This is a genomic window from Neptunicoccus sediminis, assembly GCF_001719615.1.
GTDB lineage: Bacteria > Pseudomonadota > Alphaproteobacteria > Rhodobacterales > Rhodobacteraceae > Amylibacter > Amylibacter sediminis.
Genome location: NZ_MDVX01000001.1, coordinates 236,901 through 254,123 on the forward strand (window position 1 = coordinate 236,901; position 17,223 = coordinate 254,123).

17 protein-coding genes are annotated in these 17,223 nt (G+C 57.1%); 4 read left to right on the forward strand and 13 right to left on the reverse strand.

The window, feature by feature from the left end:
* Nucleotides 1-6 precede the first annotated feature (6 nt).
* Nucleotides 7-510, reverse strand: coding sequence for an FxsA family protein (locus BFV97_RS01120; RefSeq protein WP_069298476.1), 504 nt, complete (start codon nt 508-510; stop codon nt 7-9).
* A 113-nt stretch (nt 511-623) separates the two neighbouring features.
* Between BFV97_RS01120 and BFV97_RS01125 the strand changes: the two genes are divergently transcribed.
* From BFV97_RS01125 to BFV97_RS01135, 3 genes are all read left to right on the forward strand, one after another.
* On the forward strand, nt 624-1,283 hold the full coding sequence (locus BFV97_RS01125; protein WP_069298477.1) for a Tim44/TimA family putative adaptor protein: 660 nt from the start codon (nt 624-626) through the stop codon (nt 1,281-1,283).
* An 80-nt stretch (nt 1,284-1,363) separates the two neighbouring features.
* On the forward strand, nt 1,364-2,341 hold the full coding sequence (mltA, locus tag BFV97_RS01130) for a murein transglycosylase A (RefSeq protein ID WP_083225442.1): 978 nt from the start codon (nt 1,364-1,366) through the stop codon (nt 2,339-2,341).
* 3 nt (nt 2,342-2,344) lie between these two features.
* A complete protein-coding gene (locus tag BFV97_RS01135; RefSeq protein ID WP_069298479.1) occupies nt 2,345-2,947 on the forward strand; it encodes a Smr/MutS family protein in 603 nt (200 codons plus the stop codon).
* Here the strand turns inward: BFV97_RS01135 and BFV97_RS01140 are convergent.
* The 10 genes from BFV97_RS01140 to BFV97_RS01185 all read right to left on the reverse strand — a co-directional run bounded on the left by BFV97_RS01140 (nt 2,925) and on the right by BFV97_RS01185 (nt 14,389).
* The gene (locus tag BFV97_RS01140) at nt 2,925-4,154 is read right to left on the reverse strand and encodes an MFS transporter (RefSeq protein ID WP_069298480.1); all 1,230 of its coding nucleotides are present in this window, start codon (nt 4,152-4,154) and stop codon (nt 2,925-2,927) included. The genes BFV97_RS01135 and BFV97_RS01140 overlap by 23 nt on opposite strands.
* 38 nt (nt 4,155-4,192) lie before the next feature.
* Nucleotides 4,193-5,500, reverse strand: coding sequence for an ATP-dependent protease ATPase subunit HslU (hslU, locus tag BFV97_RS01145; RefSeq protein ID WP_069298481.1), 1,308 nt, complete (start codon nt 5,498-5,500; stop codon nt 4,193-4,195).
* A 100-nt stretch (nt 5,501-5,600) separates the two neighbouring features.
* A complete protein-coding gene (gene hslV, locus BFV97_RS01150; protein ID WP_069298482.1) occupies nt 5,601-6,164 on the reverse strand; it encodes an ATP-dependent protease subunit HslV in 564 nt (187 codons plus the stop codon).
* A 113-nt stretch (nt 6,165-6,277) separates the two neighbouring features.
* Nucleotides 6,278-8,779, reverse strand: coding sequence for a translation initiation factor IF-2 (gene infB, locus BFV97_RS01155; RefSeq protein WP_069298483.1), 2,502 nt, complete (start codon nt 8,777-8,779; stop codon nt 6,278-6,280).
* A gap of 6 nt (nt 8,780-8,785) precedes the next feature.
* Nucleotides 8,786-9,427: an RNA-binding protein gene (locus tag BFV97_RS01160; protein WP_425412259.1), complete on the reverse strand. Its 642-nt coding sequence runs from the start codon at nt 9,425-9,427 to the stop codon at nt 8,786-8,788.
* A 24-nt stretch (nt 9,428-9,451) separates the two neighbouring features.
* Nucleotides 9,452-11,077: a transcription termination factor NusA gene (gene nusA, locus BFV97_RS01165; protein ID WP_069298485.1), complete on the reverse strand. Its 1,626-nt coding sequence runs from the start codon at nt 11,075-11,077 to the stop codon at nt 9,452-9,454.
* Nucleotides 11,074-11,637: a ribosome maturation factor RimP gene (gene rimP, locus BFV97_RS01170; RefSeq protein WP_069298486.1), complete on the reverse strand. Its 564-nt coding sequence runs from the start codon at nt 11,635-11,637 to the stop codon at nt 11,074-11,076. The genes nusA and rimP overlap by 4 nt, the downstream gene beginning before the upstream one ends.
* A 199-nt stretch (nt 11,638-11,836) precedes the next feature.
* A complete protein-coding gene (locus BFV97_RS01175; protein WP_069298487.1) occupies nt 11,837-12,514 on the reverse strand; it encodes an SDR family NAD(P)-dependent oxidoreductase in 678 nt (225 codons plus the stop codon).
* Nucleotides 12,511-12,978: a TspO/MBR family protein gene (locus BFV97_RS01180; RefSeq protein ID WP_069298488.1), complete on the reverse strand. Its 468-nt coding sequence runs from the start codon at nt 12,976-12,978 to the stop codon at nt 12,511-12,513. The genes BFV97_RS01175 and BFV97_RS01180 overlap by 4 nt, the downstream gene beginning before the upstream one ends.
* A 67-nt stretch (nt 12,979-13,045) precedes the next feature.
* Nucleotides 13,046-14,389: a glutamine synthetase family protein gene (locus BFV97_RS01185; protein ID WP_069298489.1), complete on the reverse strand. Its 1,344-nt coding sequence runs from the start codon at nt 14,387-14,389 to the stop codon at nt 13,046-13,048.
* 389 nt (nt 14,390-14,778) lie between these two features.
* Here BFV97_RS01185 and BFV97_RS01190 point away from each other — a divergent pair, with 389 nt between their 5' ends.
* Nucleotides 14,779-15,684: a LysR family transcriptional regulator gene (locus tag BFV97_RS01190; protein ID WP_069298490.1), complete on the forward strand. Its 906-nt coding sequence runs from the start codon at nt 14,779-14,781 to the stop codon at nt 15,682-15,684.
* A 31-nt stretch (nt 15,685-15,715) separates the two neighbouring features.
* On the opposite strand, the gene BFV97_RS01195 is transcribed toward BFV97_RS01190, so the two are convergent.
* Nucleotides 15,716-16,657 carry an OmpA family protein gene (locus BFV97_RS01195; RefSeq protein WP_069298491.1) on the reverse strand — a complete coding sequence of 314 codons (942 nt, stop codon included), beginning with the start codon at nt 16,655-16,657 and terminating at the stop codon, nt 15,716-15,718.
* Entirely contained in the window at nt 16,654-17,223 is a 570-nt protein-coding gene (locus tag BFV97_RS01200) for a peroxidase-related enzyme (protein WP_083225443.1), read from the reverse strand. Before BFV97_RS01200 ends, BFV97_RS01195 begins: the two co-directional genes overlap by 4 nt.

Consider the following 17,223-nt stretch of genomic DNA (forward strand, 5'->3'; position numbering starts at 1 on the left):
ACCCGCCTAATCCGGCTTTGTCCAACCGGAGTTTCCGCGCGTTTGTGCATCATCGTCGTCCAGCACCACGTAATCCCCGTCAACCGTGCCATTGTCGGGACGGGTGCCCTGTCGGGGATCGGAACGGGGTCCCCCCGCGCTGGTGAAAATCACGGTGCTTTTGTTCACAAACTTTGCTGCACCCCAGCGGATTAGCAGGGCGCGAACCGGCGGTGTCAGCATCAATAGGCCGATGGTGTCGGTGAAAAAACCCGGTGTCAGCAAAAGCACGCCCGCCACAAGGATCATTGCGCCGTTCACGATCGGGTCCATCGGGCTTTGGCCCGTGCGCAGGTTGTTTTGCAACCGCGCCAATGCCGCCATCCCCTGCAAGCGCAGCAGATAGGTGCCGATTACTGCGGTCAGAATGACAATTGCCAGCGTTGGCCACAGTCCCAGCCAGCCGCCGACCTGAATGAACAGGCCGATCTCGATGATCGGTATGGCTATAAACAGGATTAAAAGCGGCATCTGGCCTCACATTCTCTCTTTTCGCATTCGGTGGACTTGAACCCCACTGTGTCCTAAATAAGTGTGACACGCGGTGAATTCCACCGTCTCTGTAAAAATATGAAAGAGGTTCCATGAACTCCGCCCTAATTCAGTTGCTTGTTCTGGCGGCTATTGCCGTATTTCTAGTGTTGCGGTTGCGTAATGTTCTTGGAACACGCGACGGATACGAACCGCCGGTAGAACGCACCGGCCCCACCACGGGCGGTCCCGCCCGCGACTTTGAAGTGATAGAGGGTGGTCCGGACCCCGACATCGCGGATCACGTCGATCCTGACAGCCGCGCCGGTCAGGCGTTTGCGGCGATGAAACGGGTAGAATCCGATTTCTCTGTGTCCGAATTCCAGTCCGGCGCCCGTCAAGCCTATGAAATGATCCTGATGGCCTTTGAAGGGGATGATCTGGAAACCCTGAAAGGCTTCCTCGCCCCCGATGTTTACGACAGCTTTGCTGCCGTGGTCGAAGAGCGTCAGTCCAAAGGTTTGAAAGTAGAGGCTAATTTCATCGGTATGCGCGAAATGAAGCTGATGGACGCGATGTTTGATCCAGCCAATAACGAGGCTGAAATCACCATGAAGTTTATCGCTGAAATCACATCCTGCGTAAAGAACGACGCGGGCGAAGTGATCGAGGGCGACCCGAATACGATCAAACGTCAAAAAGATGTTTGGACTTTCGCCCGAATTATGGGAAGTGACGATCCGAACTGGCAACTGGTTGCAACCGGAGAGTAACAATAAGACGAACGGCGGAATTTTTACGGGCTGCCGTTCTTGCAATCGGTGCGCTGACACACACAGCACAGGCAGACACGATGACCGTTAAAGCCGTTTCCTTTTCAGAACTTCCAGATTGGGAAACGGATGACCACGGCGCGGCGCTGGCTGTTTTTGTGCAGTCGTGCGATAAAATCCGCGTGAACAACCAGACTGCGGCAGAGGATTGGACCGAACTTTGCGCCTTTGCCCGCCAGACCACAGACGCGCGGGCGTTCTTTGAACTCTTCTTCCAGCCGGTCCTGATCGAAGACGGTAGCCACACGCTATTCACCGGATATTACGAACCGGAAATCGTCGGGTCGCGCCATCGGACCGGTAAATTCCAGTATCCCCTGTATAAGCGCCCCCGCGAGATGACACTGGGCAAACCGTGGAAGACCCGTGCCGAGATCGAATCCGGAGCTTTGGACGGGCGCGGGCTGGAACTGGCTTGGCTGTCCGATCCAGTAGAGAATTTCTTTTTGCATGTGCAGGGGTCTGGCCGGATCAAGCTGAATGAAGGCGGTGCCATGCGGGTCGGCTTTGATGGCAAGAACGGCCAGCCCTATCGGTCTATCGGTAAGGAGATGATACGCCGTGGCATTCTGTCCGCGCATAAGGCGTCGGCGGGACGGATCAAGGCTTGGGTGCGCAAAAACCCGGTGGATGGCCGACGCATCCTGCAACATAACCCCTCTTTCGTTTTTTTCCGCGAATTAACCGGCCTTAACCCCGACGCAGGCCCGCCGGGTGCGATGGGGGTCTCTGTCAGCACGGGCCGCACTATTGCCGTGGACGACGACTACATACCCCTTGGTGCGCCTGTGTGGATCGACAAACGGGGCAAGGACCCGATCCGCCGCCTAATGGTGGCGCAGGACGTAGGTTCGGCCATCAAAGGGGCACAGCGGGCGGATATATTCTATGGTTCCGGAGCAGAGGCAGGCCGGATTGCTGGCCGGATCAAGGATGGCGGACGCATGTTCACTCTGTTGCCCCACGCCTCTGTCAAACGTCTCTTGCCGGAGGGCTGAACCATGCCCCGCAAGACGCGCCGTTCCCTGACTGATGATGAAAAAGACCTATGGAAGAAAGTGGTCGAACAGGTGGAGTCTATCGAATCCGCGCCGCCCCTGATCACCCAACCCAATTCCAAACCGATCAAAAAGAAACAAACACCGCCTGTACCGGATATTCAGCCTTTCAAGATCGGTGCCAAGGCGCAGGCCAAGGCAACCACCCGCGCCAAACCGCCCTCTTTCGTGGATCGCCCGAACCAGACCTCTCCCAATATGGACCGACGCAATTTTCAGCGCTTGCTCAAAGGTCAGTTGGAAATTGACGCGACACTGGACCTGCACGGGCTGACAGCGGATCAGGCGCGGATGCAATTGCAGATGTTTGTGCAAAACGCAAACCGGATGGGCAACCGGCTGATCCTTGTGATCACCGGCAAAGGCAATAAACAGTTCGTGGATGAATTCAACCGCCCCCGCAGTGGTGTGCTGCGCACCGGCGTGCCGGAATGGTTAAAAACCGGCCCTGTGTCCCATCTGGTGCTACAGGTCACACAGGCCCACGGCAAACACGGCGGAGGCGGTGCGTATTACGTCTACCTCAGGCGGCAACGGGCGCGGTGATGTTTGCACGGATGCGGCGGGTCACATAGGCGGTCCACAGGGACACGAGCACCATATAGACCGCATAGCCGACCATCTGATCAGGGAATGTAACGCCCAGATCAATGCCCCAGCCGGTAAACGCCGGTCCCACGGCCGAGCCGAAGACCATCAAGGCGGTGGCCAGTGCCTTGATGGACCCGATGCTGCGGGTGCCGTAAACCTCGGGCCAGAAAGAGGCACCAATCGTGGCATAGGCACCGCCTCCGACACCGATGATCGCAAAGGCAATCGCGGCGATGAACAGGCTGTCCGAGATGCCGAGCATGACAAAGCCGATGGCCATCGGGATTTGCGAAACCGCCAGCAAGCGTGTGCTGCCCCAGCGGTCCACAGCCCAGCCGCCGAAGAGTCCGGAAACCACCAGAGTTGCCGTGTAAATCGGGAAGAGCGCCACCAGTTCAACGTGGCTCCAGCCTTTGACATCGGCCATGTGAACCTGTTGGAAGAACAGCGCGGTTCCAAAGGTGCTCGACAGGGTAGCGATCGGGATCAACCCCCAGAACCGCCAGTCTGCCAGCACCTCTGCGCGGGTCCAGTGACGGCCCGACATGCCGGTTGCATCCGAAGATGTAGACACATCCGCTGGCACACGCTCTGCCCGTAAAAGCCACAATAACAGGGGGATACACAGTATCAGGAATCCCGCAGCTATCAGCCAGAGGCTCTGCCAGTGGAACTGCAACATCAGTGCTACAAAGACCACAGGCAGGATCGCCTGCCCCAGCGCAAAGCCCAAGCCCGCATAGGAAATCGCCTTGCCCCGCGCCCGCACAAACCAGCGGGCCATCGCCACAACCGCGATATGGGACAGCATCCCCTGCCCCGTAAACCGCAACCCGAAGACCAGGACCGGCAGCAGCCAGACCGCGCCGATGCGGCTCATCACCACACAGAGCACTGCAAGCGCAGCCATCACACTGACCGCCAGAACCCTGACGCGAAAGTGGTCCGCTGAACTGCCCGCCCAGATCATCAGCATCCCCGACACCATTGTCCCGAGAAAGTAAATCCCGCCCCAATCGCCGTGAGACAGATCAAAAGCAGACTGGATTTCACCTGCAAAGATAGAGATGAAATAGGTCTGCCCGAAGCTAGACAGAAAAGTCAGCAGGACACCGGCTGCCAACCAGCGGAAATTGTCGCGTATGAACTGGAATGTGGTCATACGCGATCAAGATCAGGAATTTACGGAAAGGTCACGCGCTAAAGCACGTAGCGGCTGACATCCGTGCTGCGGGCCAGTTCGCCAAGGTTGGCTTCCACGTATTCCGCATCAATCAGAACCTTGCTGCCGCCCTGATCCGGTGCGGTAAAGCCAAGTTCGTCAAACACCCGTTCGATGATGGTATAAAGCCGCCGCGCGCCGATATTCTCGACCGAGGCGTTAACCTCGGCCGCAATCTTGGCAATCGCTGCGATGCCGCTTTCATCAAAGCTGACCTCGACGTTTTCGGTGGCCATAAGGGCTGCATATTGACGGGTCAGGGCATTGTCGGTCTCTGTCAGAATGCGCACGAAATCCTCTTCGGTCAGCGCGCGCAGTTCCACACGGATCGGCAGGCGACCCTGCAACTCCGGCAGAAGATCGCTTGGTTTGGCGATATGGAAGGCACCAGAGGCGATGAACAGGATATGGTCGGTTTTTACAGGCCCGTGCTTGGTGGACACTGTGGTGCCTTCGATCAAAGGCAGCAAATCGCGCTGCACCCCCTCGCGGGAGACATCGCCGCCACGGGCATCGGATTTCGCGCAAACCTTGTCAATCTCGTCCAGAAACACGATGCCGTTTTCTTCCACGGCGGCAACTGCTTCACGGGTGACAGTCTCCTGATCCACCAGCTTGTCGGCTTCCTCGTCAATCAGCACCTTATAGCTGTCCGCCACAGTCATCTTGCGGCGCTGGGTGCGCCCTGAAAAGGCTTTGCCAAAGATGTCACCCAGATTCATCATCCCCATATTGCCGCCGGGCTGCCCCGGAATATCCAGCATCTGCATAGGGTTAGAGGTATCTGCAACGTCCAGTTCGATTTCTTTATCGTCCAGCAAACCCTCGCGCAGTTTCTTGCGGAACATCTCGCGGGTCTGTTCGCGGCTCTCCGGTCCGGTCAGCGCGTCGAGCACCCGCTCCTCGGCAGCACCATGGGCGTTCGCCTTTACCTCTTCGCGCTTGTGTTCACGGATCATCACAATGGCGCTGTCCACAAGATCGCGGATGATCTGTTCCACGTCACGGCCCACATAACCGACCTCAGTGAACTTGGTGGCCTCAACCTTCAGGAAGGGTGCTTTGGCCAGCTTTGCCAAACGGCGCGAGATTTCGGTTTTCCCGACACCCGTGGGGCCGATCATCAGAATGTTCTTCGGATACACCTCGTCGCGCAGGTCGTCAGACAGGTGCTTGCGCCGCCAGCGGTTGCGCAGCGCCACGGCTACAGCCCGTTTCGCGTCCTTCTGGCCGATGATGAAACGGTCCAGTTCGCTTACAATTTCACGTGGGGTCAAATCAGTCATTTACACGTTACCTTCTTTAATCTGCCACGGGGCAATTGGTCCTGCCCCTTACATGGGGCGATATGGTTAACAGCCAACATCAGGCAGAGGATCGCCGCCTCTAAGCGGATCCTGAAATCTTTTCTACTGTCATATTGCCGTTGGTATAGACGCAAATCTCTGCGGCAATTTCCAAAGCCCGCCGTGCGACCTCCTCGGCGGATTTATCGCTGTCTGCCATCGCCCGCGCCGCGGCCAGCGCGAAATTCCCGCCTGACCCGATTGCAGCCACATCATTTTCCGGCTCCAGCACGTCCCCCGCGCCTGTGATCACAAACAGGTCGGACCCGTCTGTCACGATCAGCATCGCTTCCAGATTGCGCAGGTATTTGTCCATACGCCAGTCTTTGGCCAGCTCCACAGATGCTTTTGCCAGTTGCCCGGGAGAGGCCTCAAGCTTTGCCTCAAGGCGCTCCAGCAGGGTAAAGGCATCGGCAGTTGATCCGGCAAAGCCGCAGACAACATCATGTCCACCGGGCGAAATCCGGCGGACCTTGCGGGCAGTGCCCTTGATGACGGTCTGCCCCAGTGAAACCTGACCGTCGCCAGCCAGAACCACTTCACCGCCTTTGCGCACGCCCACAATCGTTGTCCCGTGCCAGCCTGGAAATTTATCTTCGCTCATCTGTGTCACCATCCTTCTTCTGGCTTCAAATATCCCCGCCGGAGGCTGCTATGGCCAGCCAAAACGAAAAAGGGCGCAGCTTGCGCGCGCCCTTTTCCTGAAACGGGTCCGGATTAATCCAGTTTGCGTTCGATTTCTTCGGTTTCAAAGATCTCGATCACGTCACCTTCACGGATATCCTCGTAGTTCTCGAACGCCATACCACATTCCTGACCACCCTGAACTTCTTTCACTTCGTCTTTGAAGCGTTTCAGAGTTTTCAGTTTGCCTTCGTGGATCACAACGTTGTCACGCAGCAACCGCACCCCTGCCGAACGGCGGGCGACACCTTCGGTGACTTCACAACCGGCAATCTTGCCTGTACCGGAAATCTTGAAGACTTCTTTGATGGTTGCATAACCGATGAAGGTTTCCTTGATCTCGGCGGACAGCAGGCCAGAGGCCGCAGCTTTCACATCGTCAACCAGATCGTAGATGATGGAATAGTAACGGATTTCCACACTTTTCTGGTTCGCGCTGTTCCGTGCCGGTGCATTTGCCCGCACGTTAAAGCCGATGATCGGCGCGCCAGAGGCTTCGGCCAGTGTCACGTCGCTTTCGGTGATGGCGCCGACGCCGGAGTGTAGCACCCGAACGCGGACTTCGTCGTTGCCAACTTTTTCCATCGCCTGAACAATCGCTTCGGCAGAACCTTGCACGTCCGCTTTTACCAGAATTGGCAGCTCGGAGACGTTTTCATCTGCTTTGGCTTTGGCCAGCAACTGATCCAGTGTTGTACCGGCGCCAGCAGCGGCTTTCTTGTCTTTCGCCGCACTGATCCGGTAATCCGCAATCTCGCGGGCTTCTGATTCGCTGGATACAACGTTCAGAACGTCACCGGCCTCAGGGGCACCGTTCAGACCCAGAACCTCTACAGGCACGGATGGTCCGGCTTCGTCAACGCGTTCGCCCTTGTCGTTGATCAGCGCACGGACCTTACCGTATTGCTCACCCACAACGAAGATGTCGCCTTTGCGCAGCGTACCGTTTTGCACCAGAACCGTGGCAACAGGGCCGCGGCCTACGTCCAGCTTCGCCTCAATCACAGCGCCTTCGGCATTGCGGTTCGGGTTGGCTTTCAGCTCCAGCAATTCGGATTGCAGCGAGATCGCTTCAAGCAGTTTGTCGAGCCCCTCGCCCTTTAGCGCGGACATTTCAACATCCTGAACTTCACCGGACATGGCCTCAACGATCACTTCGTGACGCAGAAGCTCTGCACGCACCGCATCAGGGTCCGCACCGGGTTTGTCCATTTTGTTGATCGCAACAATCATCGGCACTTCGGCTGCATGGGCGTGGTGGATCGCTTCGATCGTCTGGGGCATGACGCTGTCATCAGCGGCAACAACCAGAACCACGATATCCGTGACCTGTGCACCCCGTGCCCGCATGGACGTAAACGCCGCGTGACCCGGTGTATCAAGGAAGGACAGCAATGTGCCATCGTCGGTTGTGATCTGGTAGGCACCGATGTGCTGGGTGATGCCGCCGGCTTCTCCGGAGACAACGTTCGTTTTACGGATCGCATCAAGCACAGAGGTTTTACCGTGGTCCACGTGGCCCATGATGGTGATCACAGGGGCGCGCGGTCTGAGGTCTTCTTCTTTGTCTTCAACCGTGATGATCGCTTCTTCAACGTCGGCGTCAGAGACACGCACCACTTTGTGGCCGAACTCTTCAACAATCAGTTCCGCAGTATCTGCGTCAATTGTCTGGTTCTGTGTCGCCATGATACCGTTTGTCATCAGTGCTTTAACAACAGCAGCGGTTTTTTCCGCCATGCGGTTGGCCAGTTCCTGAACGGTGATCGCTTCAGGCACCTGCACGTCGCGAATGATCTTTTCGCGTTCCTGCTTGCCACCCATCGACTTGCGGCGTTCCCGTTCCTGGGCGCGTTTCATCGCAGCCATAGAGCGTTGGCGTCCGCCTTCGCGACCCGACAGGGCCTGACTGATGGTCAGCTTGCCGGAGCTGCGACGGTCGTCGCCGCCCTTGCCGCGGGTCGGTTTCTTTTCTTCGGGGCGGGCCGGGCTTTTGTCGTCCCGTTTCGGACCCTTGGCCGGTGCTTTGGCTGCGGCGGCTTCGACAGCGGCCGGATCGACCGGAGCGACTGTGTCGGCGGCAGGTTTGGCGTCGGGTTTCGCCTTGGCTGCGGGTTTGTTCGCAGCTTCCTTGGCGTCCTTCTCGGCCTGTTCCTTGGCCCGCAGGCGTTCAGCGCGTTCTTCTTCCTCGCGCTCTTTTTCTTCTTTCTCACGGCGGCGCGCTTCCCGCTCTGCCTCGCGGCGTGCGGTTTCTTCTGCCTCTTTGGCAGCGCGCTCGGCTTCTTGTGCCTTGGCCGCCAGCAACGCCTTCTTACGGCGCTCCATTTCCACGTCGGAAATGCCCGGTGCGTTTACGCCACCGGATTTACCACCAGAACCGCCGCCGGATGTGCCGGGTTTTGGCACGATCACGCGCTTGCGCTTCTTCTCGACCACAACCGATTTAGTGCGCCCATGGGAAAAACTCTGCCGTACACGGCTTGTAGATGGTCGGCTACCGCCCAACCCCAATGGCTTTTTATCGTCGTCGCTCATTCGTCTTTAACCTTTCACCGCCGGATCGTCCGGCTGCATTGCCTCTGTTATGGCATCCCTGCCGCGTAGTCCGGCAAGCCTTGCCGCATCGCGTTTGACCGATTTTGTCAAACCCCCGCCGACAAGCGCCGCATGTATCACATAGTCACGCCCAAAAGCCAAACCCAATTCGGCGGCTGTCAGGCAGGAAATATAGGTATTCTGGCCGTTTGGCGGGCGAAGCTTGCGCTTTTGGGATTCCGAGCCGTCATTTGACTGCAGCAGAACCAAGGCAGCTTCGGAAATTAGCGCGCCTTTGGTCTTTTCAAACCCACAAATAGCATTTCCACCCCTGCGGGCAAGGGAAATCAGGTCCACAAGCCGCTGAACCAGAAGCTGTTCCAACAATTCCAGCAAGCCGTCCGGCACAGTTGCCCGTGCTTTGGCTGCCCTTGAGAACAGATTTTTCTTAATAGAGAGTTCCAGCGCAGACCGCTCTGCGCTGACCCACATGCCCCGTCCCGGAAGACGTTCGGCCAAATCAGGTGTCACCACGCCGTCTGGCGAAAGGACAAACCGAATGAGCCCTTTGCAGGGCTGAACCTCTCCCGTCGCTATACAGCGGCGGGTGGTTTCATCGGTTTGTGTCTTTCGTCCAGCGCGACCCAATGGCATATCCCGAAATCTGACGCATCAGACTTCGGTCTCCTCGGCTGTTTCGGCGTCGTCGTCTTCGACGTCATCGCCGGCCGCATCTTCGGCAAGTTGCTCTTCTGTGACCCAACCCAGCATCAGGCGGGCAGTCATTACCAGTTGCTGTGCCTCGTCGAGACCCACATCAAAGGTTTCCAGCAGACCTTCGTCCTTGACCCGTTTGCCGTCTACCGTGGTGTAGCCACCAGCCAGTTCCCAGTCTGCACAGGTCGCAAAATCCTCCAGCGTTTTCACGCCGTCTTTGGCCAGAGCGACCATCATTTGCGGGGTCAGACCTTCAAAGTCGATCAGGGATTGTTCGACACCCAGTTCCTTGGCTTCTTCCAGCGCCTTGGCGTTCATTTCATCCAGAGACTCACGGGCACGGGCCTGCAATTCCTCGGCTGTGTCCTGATCAAAGCCTTCAATCGACAGCAGTTCTTCGATTTCGATGTAGGCAACCTCTTCCAGAGTAGCAAAGCCTTCGGATACCAGAAGCTGTGCAACCACTTCGTCCACGTTCATGGTGTCCATGAACAGTTTGGAACGTTCTTCGAACTCTTTCTGACGACGCTCGGATTCTTCGGCTTCGGTCATGATGTCGATGTCCAGACCTGTGAGCTGGCTTGCCAGACGCACGTTCTGACCGCGACGGCCAATGGCCAGCGACAGTTGATCGTCCGGTACAACAACTTCAATCCGTTCTGCATCGTCGTCCAGAACAACCTTGGACACTTCTGCCGGTTGCAGCGCGTTTACAAGGAAGGTCGGCGCATCGTCATTCCAAGGGATGATGTCGATCTTTTCGCCTTGCAGTTCGTTCACAACAGCCTGAACACGGCTGCCGCGCATACCAACACAGGCACCCACCGGATCAATGGAGTTGTCATAAGAGATCACGCCGATCTTGGCGCGGGAGCCCGGATCACGGGCAACGGCCTTGATCTCAATGATGCCATCATAGATTTCCGGTACTTCCATTTTGAACAGCTCTGCCATGAATTCGGGGCTGGTACGGCTGAGGAAGATTTGCGGGCCGCGCATTTCAGAGCGGACTTCTTTGATATAGGCGCGGATGCGGTCACCGTTGCGGAACAGTTCGCGGTTGATCAACTGGTCGCGGCGCAGCACGGCTTCACCGCGGCCCACATCCACAATCACGTTGCCGTATTCTACACGTTTGACCAGACCGTTGATAATCGTGCCTTCGCGGTCTTTGAATTCGTCGTACTGGCGCTCGCGCTCGGCTTCACGCACTTTTTGCAGGATAACCTGTTTCGCAGACTGCGCGGCGATCCGGCCAAAGTCCATTGGCGGCAGATCGTCGATTACCCAGTCACCCACTTCGGGGTTATCCAGATGGGCGCGGGCCTCTTCGACGGTCATTTCGGTGAAGTGGTTTTCAACCTCGGCCACGACTTCGCGCACGCGGGTCATTTCCAGTTCGCCGGATTTCCGGTCGATCTTGGCGCGGATGTCCAGTTCGGGGCCGTATTTCGATTTGGCGGCTTTGGCGTAGGATTCCTCCATCGCCTGCAACACCAGATCGGGGTCGATCATTTTTTCGCGGGCAACCGCATCAGCGATTTGCAACAACTCCAAACGGTTCGCACTGGTTATGCTCATGACGCGTCCTCTTCGGTTTCAATATCGTCAAACTTGCTTTCATCCAGCCCACCGTCTTTGCGGGCTTTTAAACTTTCTGCGATCAACGCATCGCTGAGAACCAGCTTGGCGTCGGACAGCCAGTCGAATTGCAGACCGATGATGCCTTGCGGGATCTCTATCAGCACTTCGCCGTCCTGTGTCCCGCGCAATTCGCCCTTAAAACGGCGCTGGCCGTCGATCAACTCGCTGGTTTCGATCTTGGCTTCATAGCCTTCCCAAGCGTCGAAATCCTTCAGCCGTGTCAGCGGGCGGTCGATGCCGGGGCTCGACACTTCCAGCGCGTAATCCCCGTCAATCGGGTCTTCCACGTCCAGAATAGCAGAGAGTTCGGTTGAAATCTTGGCGCAATCATCCACCTCGATGCCACCTTCGGGGCGTTCGGCCATGATTTGCAGGATGGTTTGCTTGCCGCTCATCAGGCGCAGGCGCACCAGTTCATAGCCGAGATCCTCGATCACGGGCTGTACAATTTCTGCCAATCGTTTGTCGATGGCCGCTTTCGCGATCAGATCAGACATGGATATGGTCCCTTAGGCTACAGTGTCGGGCACAGGATGTGTCAGGCACAAAAAAACGGGCGCGCGGCCCGTCGTGAAATCCGATGGAAGTCTGGGGTTGGAGGCCAGTCTTACCGCTGTTGAGGTGGATATACGCCTGCGAATCGGAAAAGGCAAGCCACGCTTTCAGAATAAGCAATAGACCGCAAGTTTGGAGCACCTACCACGGTACGGGTTTTCCCGCCCAGTCAAAGAACTGTCCGGTCTGCTCCGGCGTCAGCCCGTCCAGCACTGTGATCAGATTTGCGGCCGCCTGTTCGGGCGGGACAGAGGCGTGATTGCGATAGTTTTCGGTGAAGGCGGTTGTCACAGTGCCCGGATGCAGCACAACACAGATCGCCTGTTTATGGCTGCGGGAAAGTTCAATGGCTGCGGTGTGAATCAGTTGGTTCAACGCCGCTTTGGACGCACGGTAGGAATACCAGCCGCCAAGGTTATTGTCCCCGATGGAACCGACCCGCGCGGACAGGGCCGCAAATACGGCCCGCTCCCGCTTTGGCAGCAACCGTTGTGCGTGCTTCAGAACCAGCGCCGGACCTGTCGCATTCACCGCGAATTGCGCGGCGAGTGTTTCCGGATCAAGCGCCCTGAGTGATTTCTCCGGTTGTGCGTTGTCTGAGGTCAGCGCCCCCGTTGCCGTGATGATGGTGTGATAGGGCGGATCGAGCTTGCCCAGCGCCTGTTGGATCGCGGCTTCATCCGTTATGTCAAAACCATCCGCGCTGCGGGAAAAGGTGGTCACATCACAGCCATCCGAGCGCAGCCTTTGCGCCAGTGCGCTGCCGATACCGCCAGAGCCGCCCAGCACCAAGGCGCGTTTTACGGGTGTTCCGCTCATGGGTTCAGATATAGCAGCGATGCATTCAGCACAGTCGCAAAGCTGACCCAAGCGGCATAGGGCAGGAAGAGCACCGCGGAAATCCGGTCCCGGTTCCAAGTTGTCAGGATAAATCCGAAAATCGCGACCAGCATCAGCACGATCACCCCAAGCGCAAGATCCATGCGGTGGGCACCAAAGAACAGGGGCGACCAACCAAAGTTCAGGATCATCTGTGCAAACCACAGCTTCATCGCGGCGCTACTGCGGTCAATCTGCCAGATACGCCAGCCTGCAATCCCGATCAGGATGTAAAGTGTTGTCCAAACCGGACCGAATACCCAAGCGGGCGGATTGAACGTGGGTTTAACCAATGTATCAAACCACGGACCGGGGGCTGTAGAAACCCCAATCAATGCGCCACAGACAACCACGCCGATGACAAAAACCACAAGCGACAGGAGGTTGGATTTTACCGAAACCATTTTCAGCCCTTTCGAGTGCTATGCCCCGACGGGGCTCGCCCTAGAAATAGACGGGGCAAGGGGTTCGTCAAACCGCATCTACATAGGTGCGCATTTCAAAATCACTCACCACCGCTGCGAATTTTGCCATTTCCTGACGTTTGGCCAGCACGAAAGAGGTAATCAGCAGCGGATCGAAGATCTCGGAAATCAGGGCGCTCTGTTCAAAGGCGTCCACCGCGCTGTCCCAGACTTTGGGCAGTTGTGGCAGCTCCGGATCATAGCCGTCACCCACCGTCGGGGCAGGGGGCATCTTTGCACGGTCCATCCCCCGCAGGGCCGCCCCGAGTATTGTCGCAAGCACAAGATACGGGTTCGCATCCGCGCCGGACACGCGATGTTCAATCCGGCGTGCTTCATCCGGACCGCCCGGAATGCGCACGGCAACGGTGCGATTTTCATAGCCCCAAGCCACAGCGCTCGGCGCGTGGCTCATCGGGGCGAAACGGCGGTAAGAGTTCAGATGGGGCGCAAATATCGCCATTGATTCCGGCATGGTGTCCAGTAATCCCGCCACCGCATGCAGCAACGCGTCAGAGCCTTCCTCCGTACCATTGGCGAAAATGTTATTCCCCTCCGCATCCAGGATTGAGAAATGCACATGCAGCCCGCTGCCGGATCTGTCGCCAAAGGGTTTGGCCATAAAGGTGGCAGACCGTTCGTGTTTGCGGGCCACCGCGCGAACGATCCGTTTGAACATCATGGCATCATCCGCCGCCCGCAGGGGGTCCGGCACATGGTTGAGGTTGATCTCAAACTGCCCCGTACCGTTTTCCGAAATCGCCGCATCCGCGGGAACACCCTGTTCTTCACATTGGCGGTAAACTTCGTTCAGGAAGGGTTCGAAATGATCCAGCTCGTCCAGCGAAACCGTTGCATAGGTTTCGGACACACGGTCCGACATCTGGCTGGTGGCGAAATCCGAGCCGGGATCGGTGACATAAAACTCAAGCTCTGTGGCGACGACGACTGTCAGGCCGCGATCGGCGTATTCCTGAACCACATTCGCCAGCGCCTGACGGGGATCGGCCGGAAACGGGGTGCCGTCTTCATTGGCAAACATCAATTGCACAAAGGCGGCCTGTTCTTCCCCGAGGCTGGAGAGGGTCACGCCCCGTTCGGTGGGCAGGCACAATCCGTCGCCGTCACCCGCCTCAAAAACCAGTGCGTTTTCTTCTACATCATGGCCCCAGACATCCACCACCGCCAGCGACAGCGGCATGCGCAAGCTGCCATCCAGAACTTTCTCAAGGCTGGCGATTGGCATCCGCTTGCCCCTGATCTGTCCGTTCAGATCATAGCACCCCGCCTGCACCGAGGTCACATCAGGGTTTTGTTCAATCCAGTCAGAAGCGGTCTTTGCCGTAGTCATTGTGTCACGATTAATCCTATTGCGTGTAAAATGGGTGATCCATGCGCCGTGAAGCGTCAACTGAAATCTGTGCAGACCGCAGTTTTGTGGTTGTCTTGCAAGCGGAACAGGCCCGCAGGGGGCAGGGGAATCGTCCCGGTAGAGGGAGGACAGGCAGGGACCGGATTTTCTGCGGCTAAATTGTGCAATTTTTCCAAAAATTTCTGAAATTACCAAATATCAACGGGTTATAGTGCTGTTTCCGCAGCACATTTGATTGTTTCATTGTATCCAATGCCCCAACAATACCTGAATCTGACGGGTGAATGTCCCTTTGTTTCCCAAATCGTGACGCATTTGCGGACCATAATAAACGGCATTGAGCAATAATAATATCGAGGTATTGAGGAATGGACCGTTTGACCGAGATGGAAGCCTTTGCCAGTGTTGTTGATCTGGGTGGTTTCACCGATGCAGCCCGAAAAATGGGATTGTCGAAATCCGCGATTTCAAAACATGTTTCCTCACTGGAAGCACGGCTCGGTGCGCGTCTGCTCAACCGCACTACACGCCGTGTCAGCCCGACGGAAATCGGTCTTGCCTATTATGACAAAGCCCGTCAGGTGCTGGACGATGCGGGCGAGGCGGATGCGATGGTTACATCCATGCAATCCACGCCGCGCGGGTCCCTGCGTCTGTCGGCCACAACCGATTTCGGTGTGAACCATATTTCCAAGGCGCTGGGTGCCTTTCTGAACCGTTATCCTGAAATCAATGTGAACATGGTCCTGTCCAACCGGAATGTGGATTTGCTCTCTGAAGGGTTCGACCTTGCGATCCGCATTGGTGAAATGCAGGACAGTTCCCTGCGCGCCCGCAAACTGGCAGAGACCAATATGCGGGTTATCGGGTCTCCGAAATATTTTCAGGACAATGGTGTTCCAAAGCGGATTGACGATCTGGCACAGCACAAACTGCTGCATTTTTCCAACCAGTCTTCGGGCAACTCGTGGAAGATTACCTCTAGCACCGGCGAAAAACGTCTGATTCGCGCCGGCGGCAGCCTGACGGTGAATGACGGGCAATCCTTGTTGCAGGCGGCAGAGGCCGGACTTGGCATCGCCTATCTGCCCAGCTTTTTGTACCACGATGCAGTAGAAGTCGGTCGCCTGAAAGCGGTCCTGCCGGATCTGCCGGTAGAGCAGCTTGGCATTCATGTTGTCTATCCGCCGGGTCTGTATACCCAGCCGAAACTGCGGGCATTCATTGATTTTCTGGTGGAGCATTTCAAAGGCAAAGGTCCCGAAAGCTGGTAGGCTCTCGGGGCGCTATTGTGTCCGGCCCGGACTAACGGGAGAAAACTGCCTCGACACGGCGGTTTTTCTGACGTCCGGCCTCGGTCGCGTTATCGGCGCGGGGGGACAAAAAGCCGACACCGTGGGCAGAAAGACGGCCCGCATCAATGCCGTGATCACGGATCAAGGCGCGGCGCACGCTATCGGCCCGCTTGGTTGAAATGGCGATATTGGCCTCGACCGAACCTGACATATCTGAATGCCCGACCAGCAGCACTTTCATCTCAAGATCCTGTTTCAGCAGTTCAGCCAGTTTGCTGAGCGATCCGGTGGGATCATTGCCCAGTTCCGCACTGCCTGTCTGAAACTCCAGCCCCTCAAGAACGAGCGATACCGGACCGATCTGACCCGTGGCGGCTGTTGGCTCAACCAGCTTTTCCGGCGGCTTCAGGGCTTGCACACTACTTGCATCCGACCATGCACCGGGGCTGTATTCCGTCATCTGCACATAAACCGCCACCGGCGACCGGCTTAGCAGAAAGGTCACATAGGCGGGATTTTCCGACACCGTTTGTTTGGCGGTGATGAAACGATAGTTGCGCAGATTCACCCGCATCATCGGTTCGTCCACCACATCAATACCAAAGCGGAAATCAAACCCGCCGCATTCTTTGGCAACGCAATACAGCAGGGTCTCATAGCCGGCCCGTTCCAACTGGCTGAGAATACCGGATTGCACCTGCGCTACGGTGCTTTCGCCCCCCATCAGCCAAACCGTACGCTGGATGTTCTTCGGCGCAGCAACCTTGGGAATTTCCCCGTCCTTAAACGGTCCGACTGGCACCAGCGCCGGCAGCGCGGGTTCCATTTCCGAGTAGGTTGCCTTCGCACCCAGCGGCAGTTGCAGTACAAACTCTGCCGCCGCTGCCGACAGTGGCAAGGCAGTGAGCAGACTGCAAAAGGTCAGGGCGCGGAGTGCAAAAGCAGCTTTCATCGGTAGGCGCTGTGATACTCCGCGTTGGGTTCCATCGCCACCGCCGAAGAAAAGCGGTTGGACATGTTGTAGAACGACGCAACCGCAGCCACATCCCAAATATCCGCGTCAGACAGGCCCGCGTCCCGCAAAAGCTGGCGGTCCGGTTCTTCGATCTTGGCGCTGGCCTCGGTCATCTTCACCGCAAAGTCGAGCATGGCCCGTTCCCGTGCAGACAGTTCGGCCACACGGTAGTTCATCACCAAAGCTTCTCCCAGTTCGGGTTTGCCGCTTAGCTGGCGCACGGCGGCCCCGTGGGACACAAGGCAGTAGAAACATTTGTTGTGGGAACTGACCACAACGGCAATCATTTCCCGCTCCAGTTTGCTCAGCCCGCTGTCCCCCAGCATCAGATCGTTATACATGCCGGTAAAGGCGTTCAGCTTGTCCACGTTATGGGCGTAGGATTGCAGAACATTCGGCACAAACCCCAGTTTCTCTACGCAGATGTCGAAATAGCGTTGGGTTTCCGGCGGCAGCGGATCCATCTGCGGCAGGTTCAGGGCGGTTACAAGAGGTTTGGTCAC

Excerpts from the sequence above, each read along its gene's own strand:
- BFV97_RS01190 (WP_069298490.1), top strand. The coding sequence starts at position 14,779 with ATGGACCGTTTGACCGAGATGGAAGCCTTTGCCAGTGTTGTTGATCTG.
- mltA (WP_083225442.1), top strand. The coding sequence starts at position 1,364 with ATGACCGTTAAAGCCGTTTCCTTTTCAGAACTTCCAGATTGGGAAACG.
- hslU (WP_069298481.1), bottom strand. The coding sequence starts at position 5,500 with ATGACTGATTTGACCCCACGTGAAATTGTAAGCGAACTGGACCGTTTC.
- BFV97_RS01125 (WP_069298477.1), top strand. The coding sequence starts at position 624 with ATGAACTCCGCCCTAATTCAGTTGCTTGTTCTGGCGGCTATTGCCGTA.
- BFV97_RS01135 (WP_069298479.1), top strand. The coding sequence starts at position 2,345 with ATGCCCCGCAAGACGCGCCGTTCCCTGACTGATGATGAAAAAGACCTA.
- BFV97_RS01175 (WP_069298487.1), bottom strand. The coding sequence starts at position 12,514 with ATGAGCGGAACACCCGTAAAACGCGCCTTGGTGCTGGGCGGCTCTGGC.
- BFV97_RS01195 (WP_069298491.1), bottom strand. The coding sequence starts at position 16,657 with ATGAAAGCTGCTTTTGCACTCCGCGCCCTGACCTTTTGCAGTCTGCTC.
- BFV97_RS01180 (WP_069298488.1), bottom strand. The coding sequence starts at position 12,978 with ATGGTTTCGGTAAAATCCAACCTCCTGTCGCTTGTGGTTTTTGTCATC.
- rimP (WP_069298486.1), bottom strand. The coding sequence starts at position 11,637 with ATGTCTGATCTGATCGCGAAAGCGGCCATCGACAAACGATTGGCAGAA.
- infB (WP_069298483.1), bottom strand. The coding sequence starts at position 8,779 with ATGAGCGACGACGATAAAAAGCCATTGGGGTTGGGCGGTAGCCGACCA.
- hslV (WP_069298482.1), bottom strand. The coding sequence starts at position 6,164 with ATGAGCGAAGATAAATTTCCAGGCTGGCACGGGACAACGATTGTGGGC.
- nusA (WP_069298485.1), bottom strand. The coding sequence starts at position 11,077 with ATGAGCATAACCAGTGCGAACCGTTTGGAGTTGTTGCAAATCGCTGAT.
- BFV97_RS01185 (WP_069298489.1), bottom strand. The coding sequence starts at position 14,389 with ATGACTACGGCAAAGACCGCTTCTGACTGGATTGAACAAAACCCTGAT.
- BFV97_RS01120 (WP_069298476.1), bottom strand. The coding sequence starts at position 510 with ATGCCGCTTTTAATCCTGTTTATAGCCATACCGATCATCGAGATCGGC.
- BFV97_RS01140 (WP_069298480.1), bottom strand. The coding sequence starts at position 4,154 with ATGACCACATTCCAGTTCATACGCGACAATTTCCGCTGGTTGGCAGCC.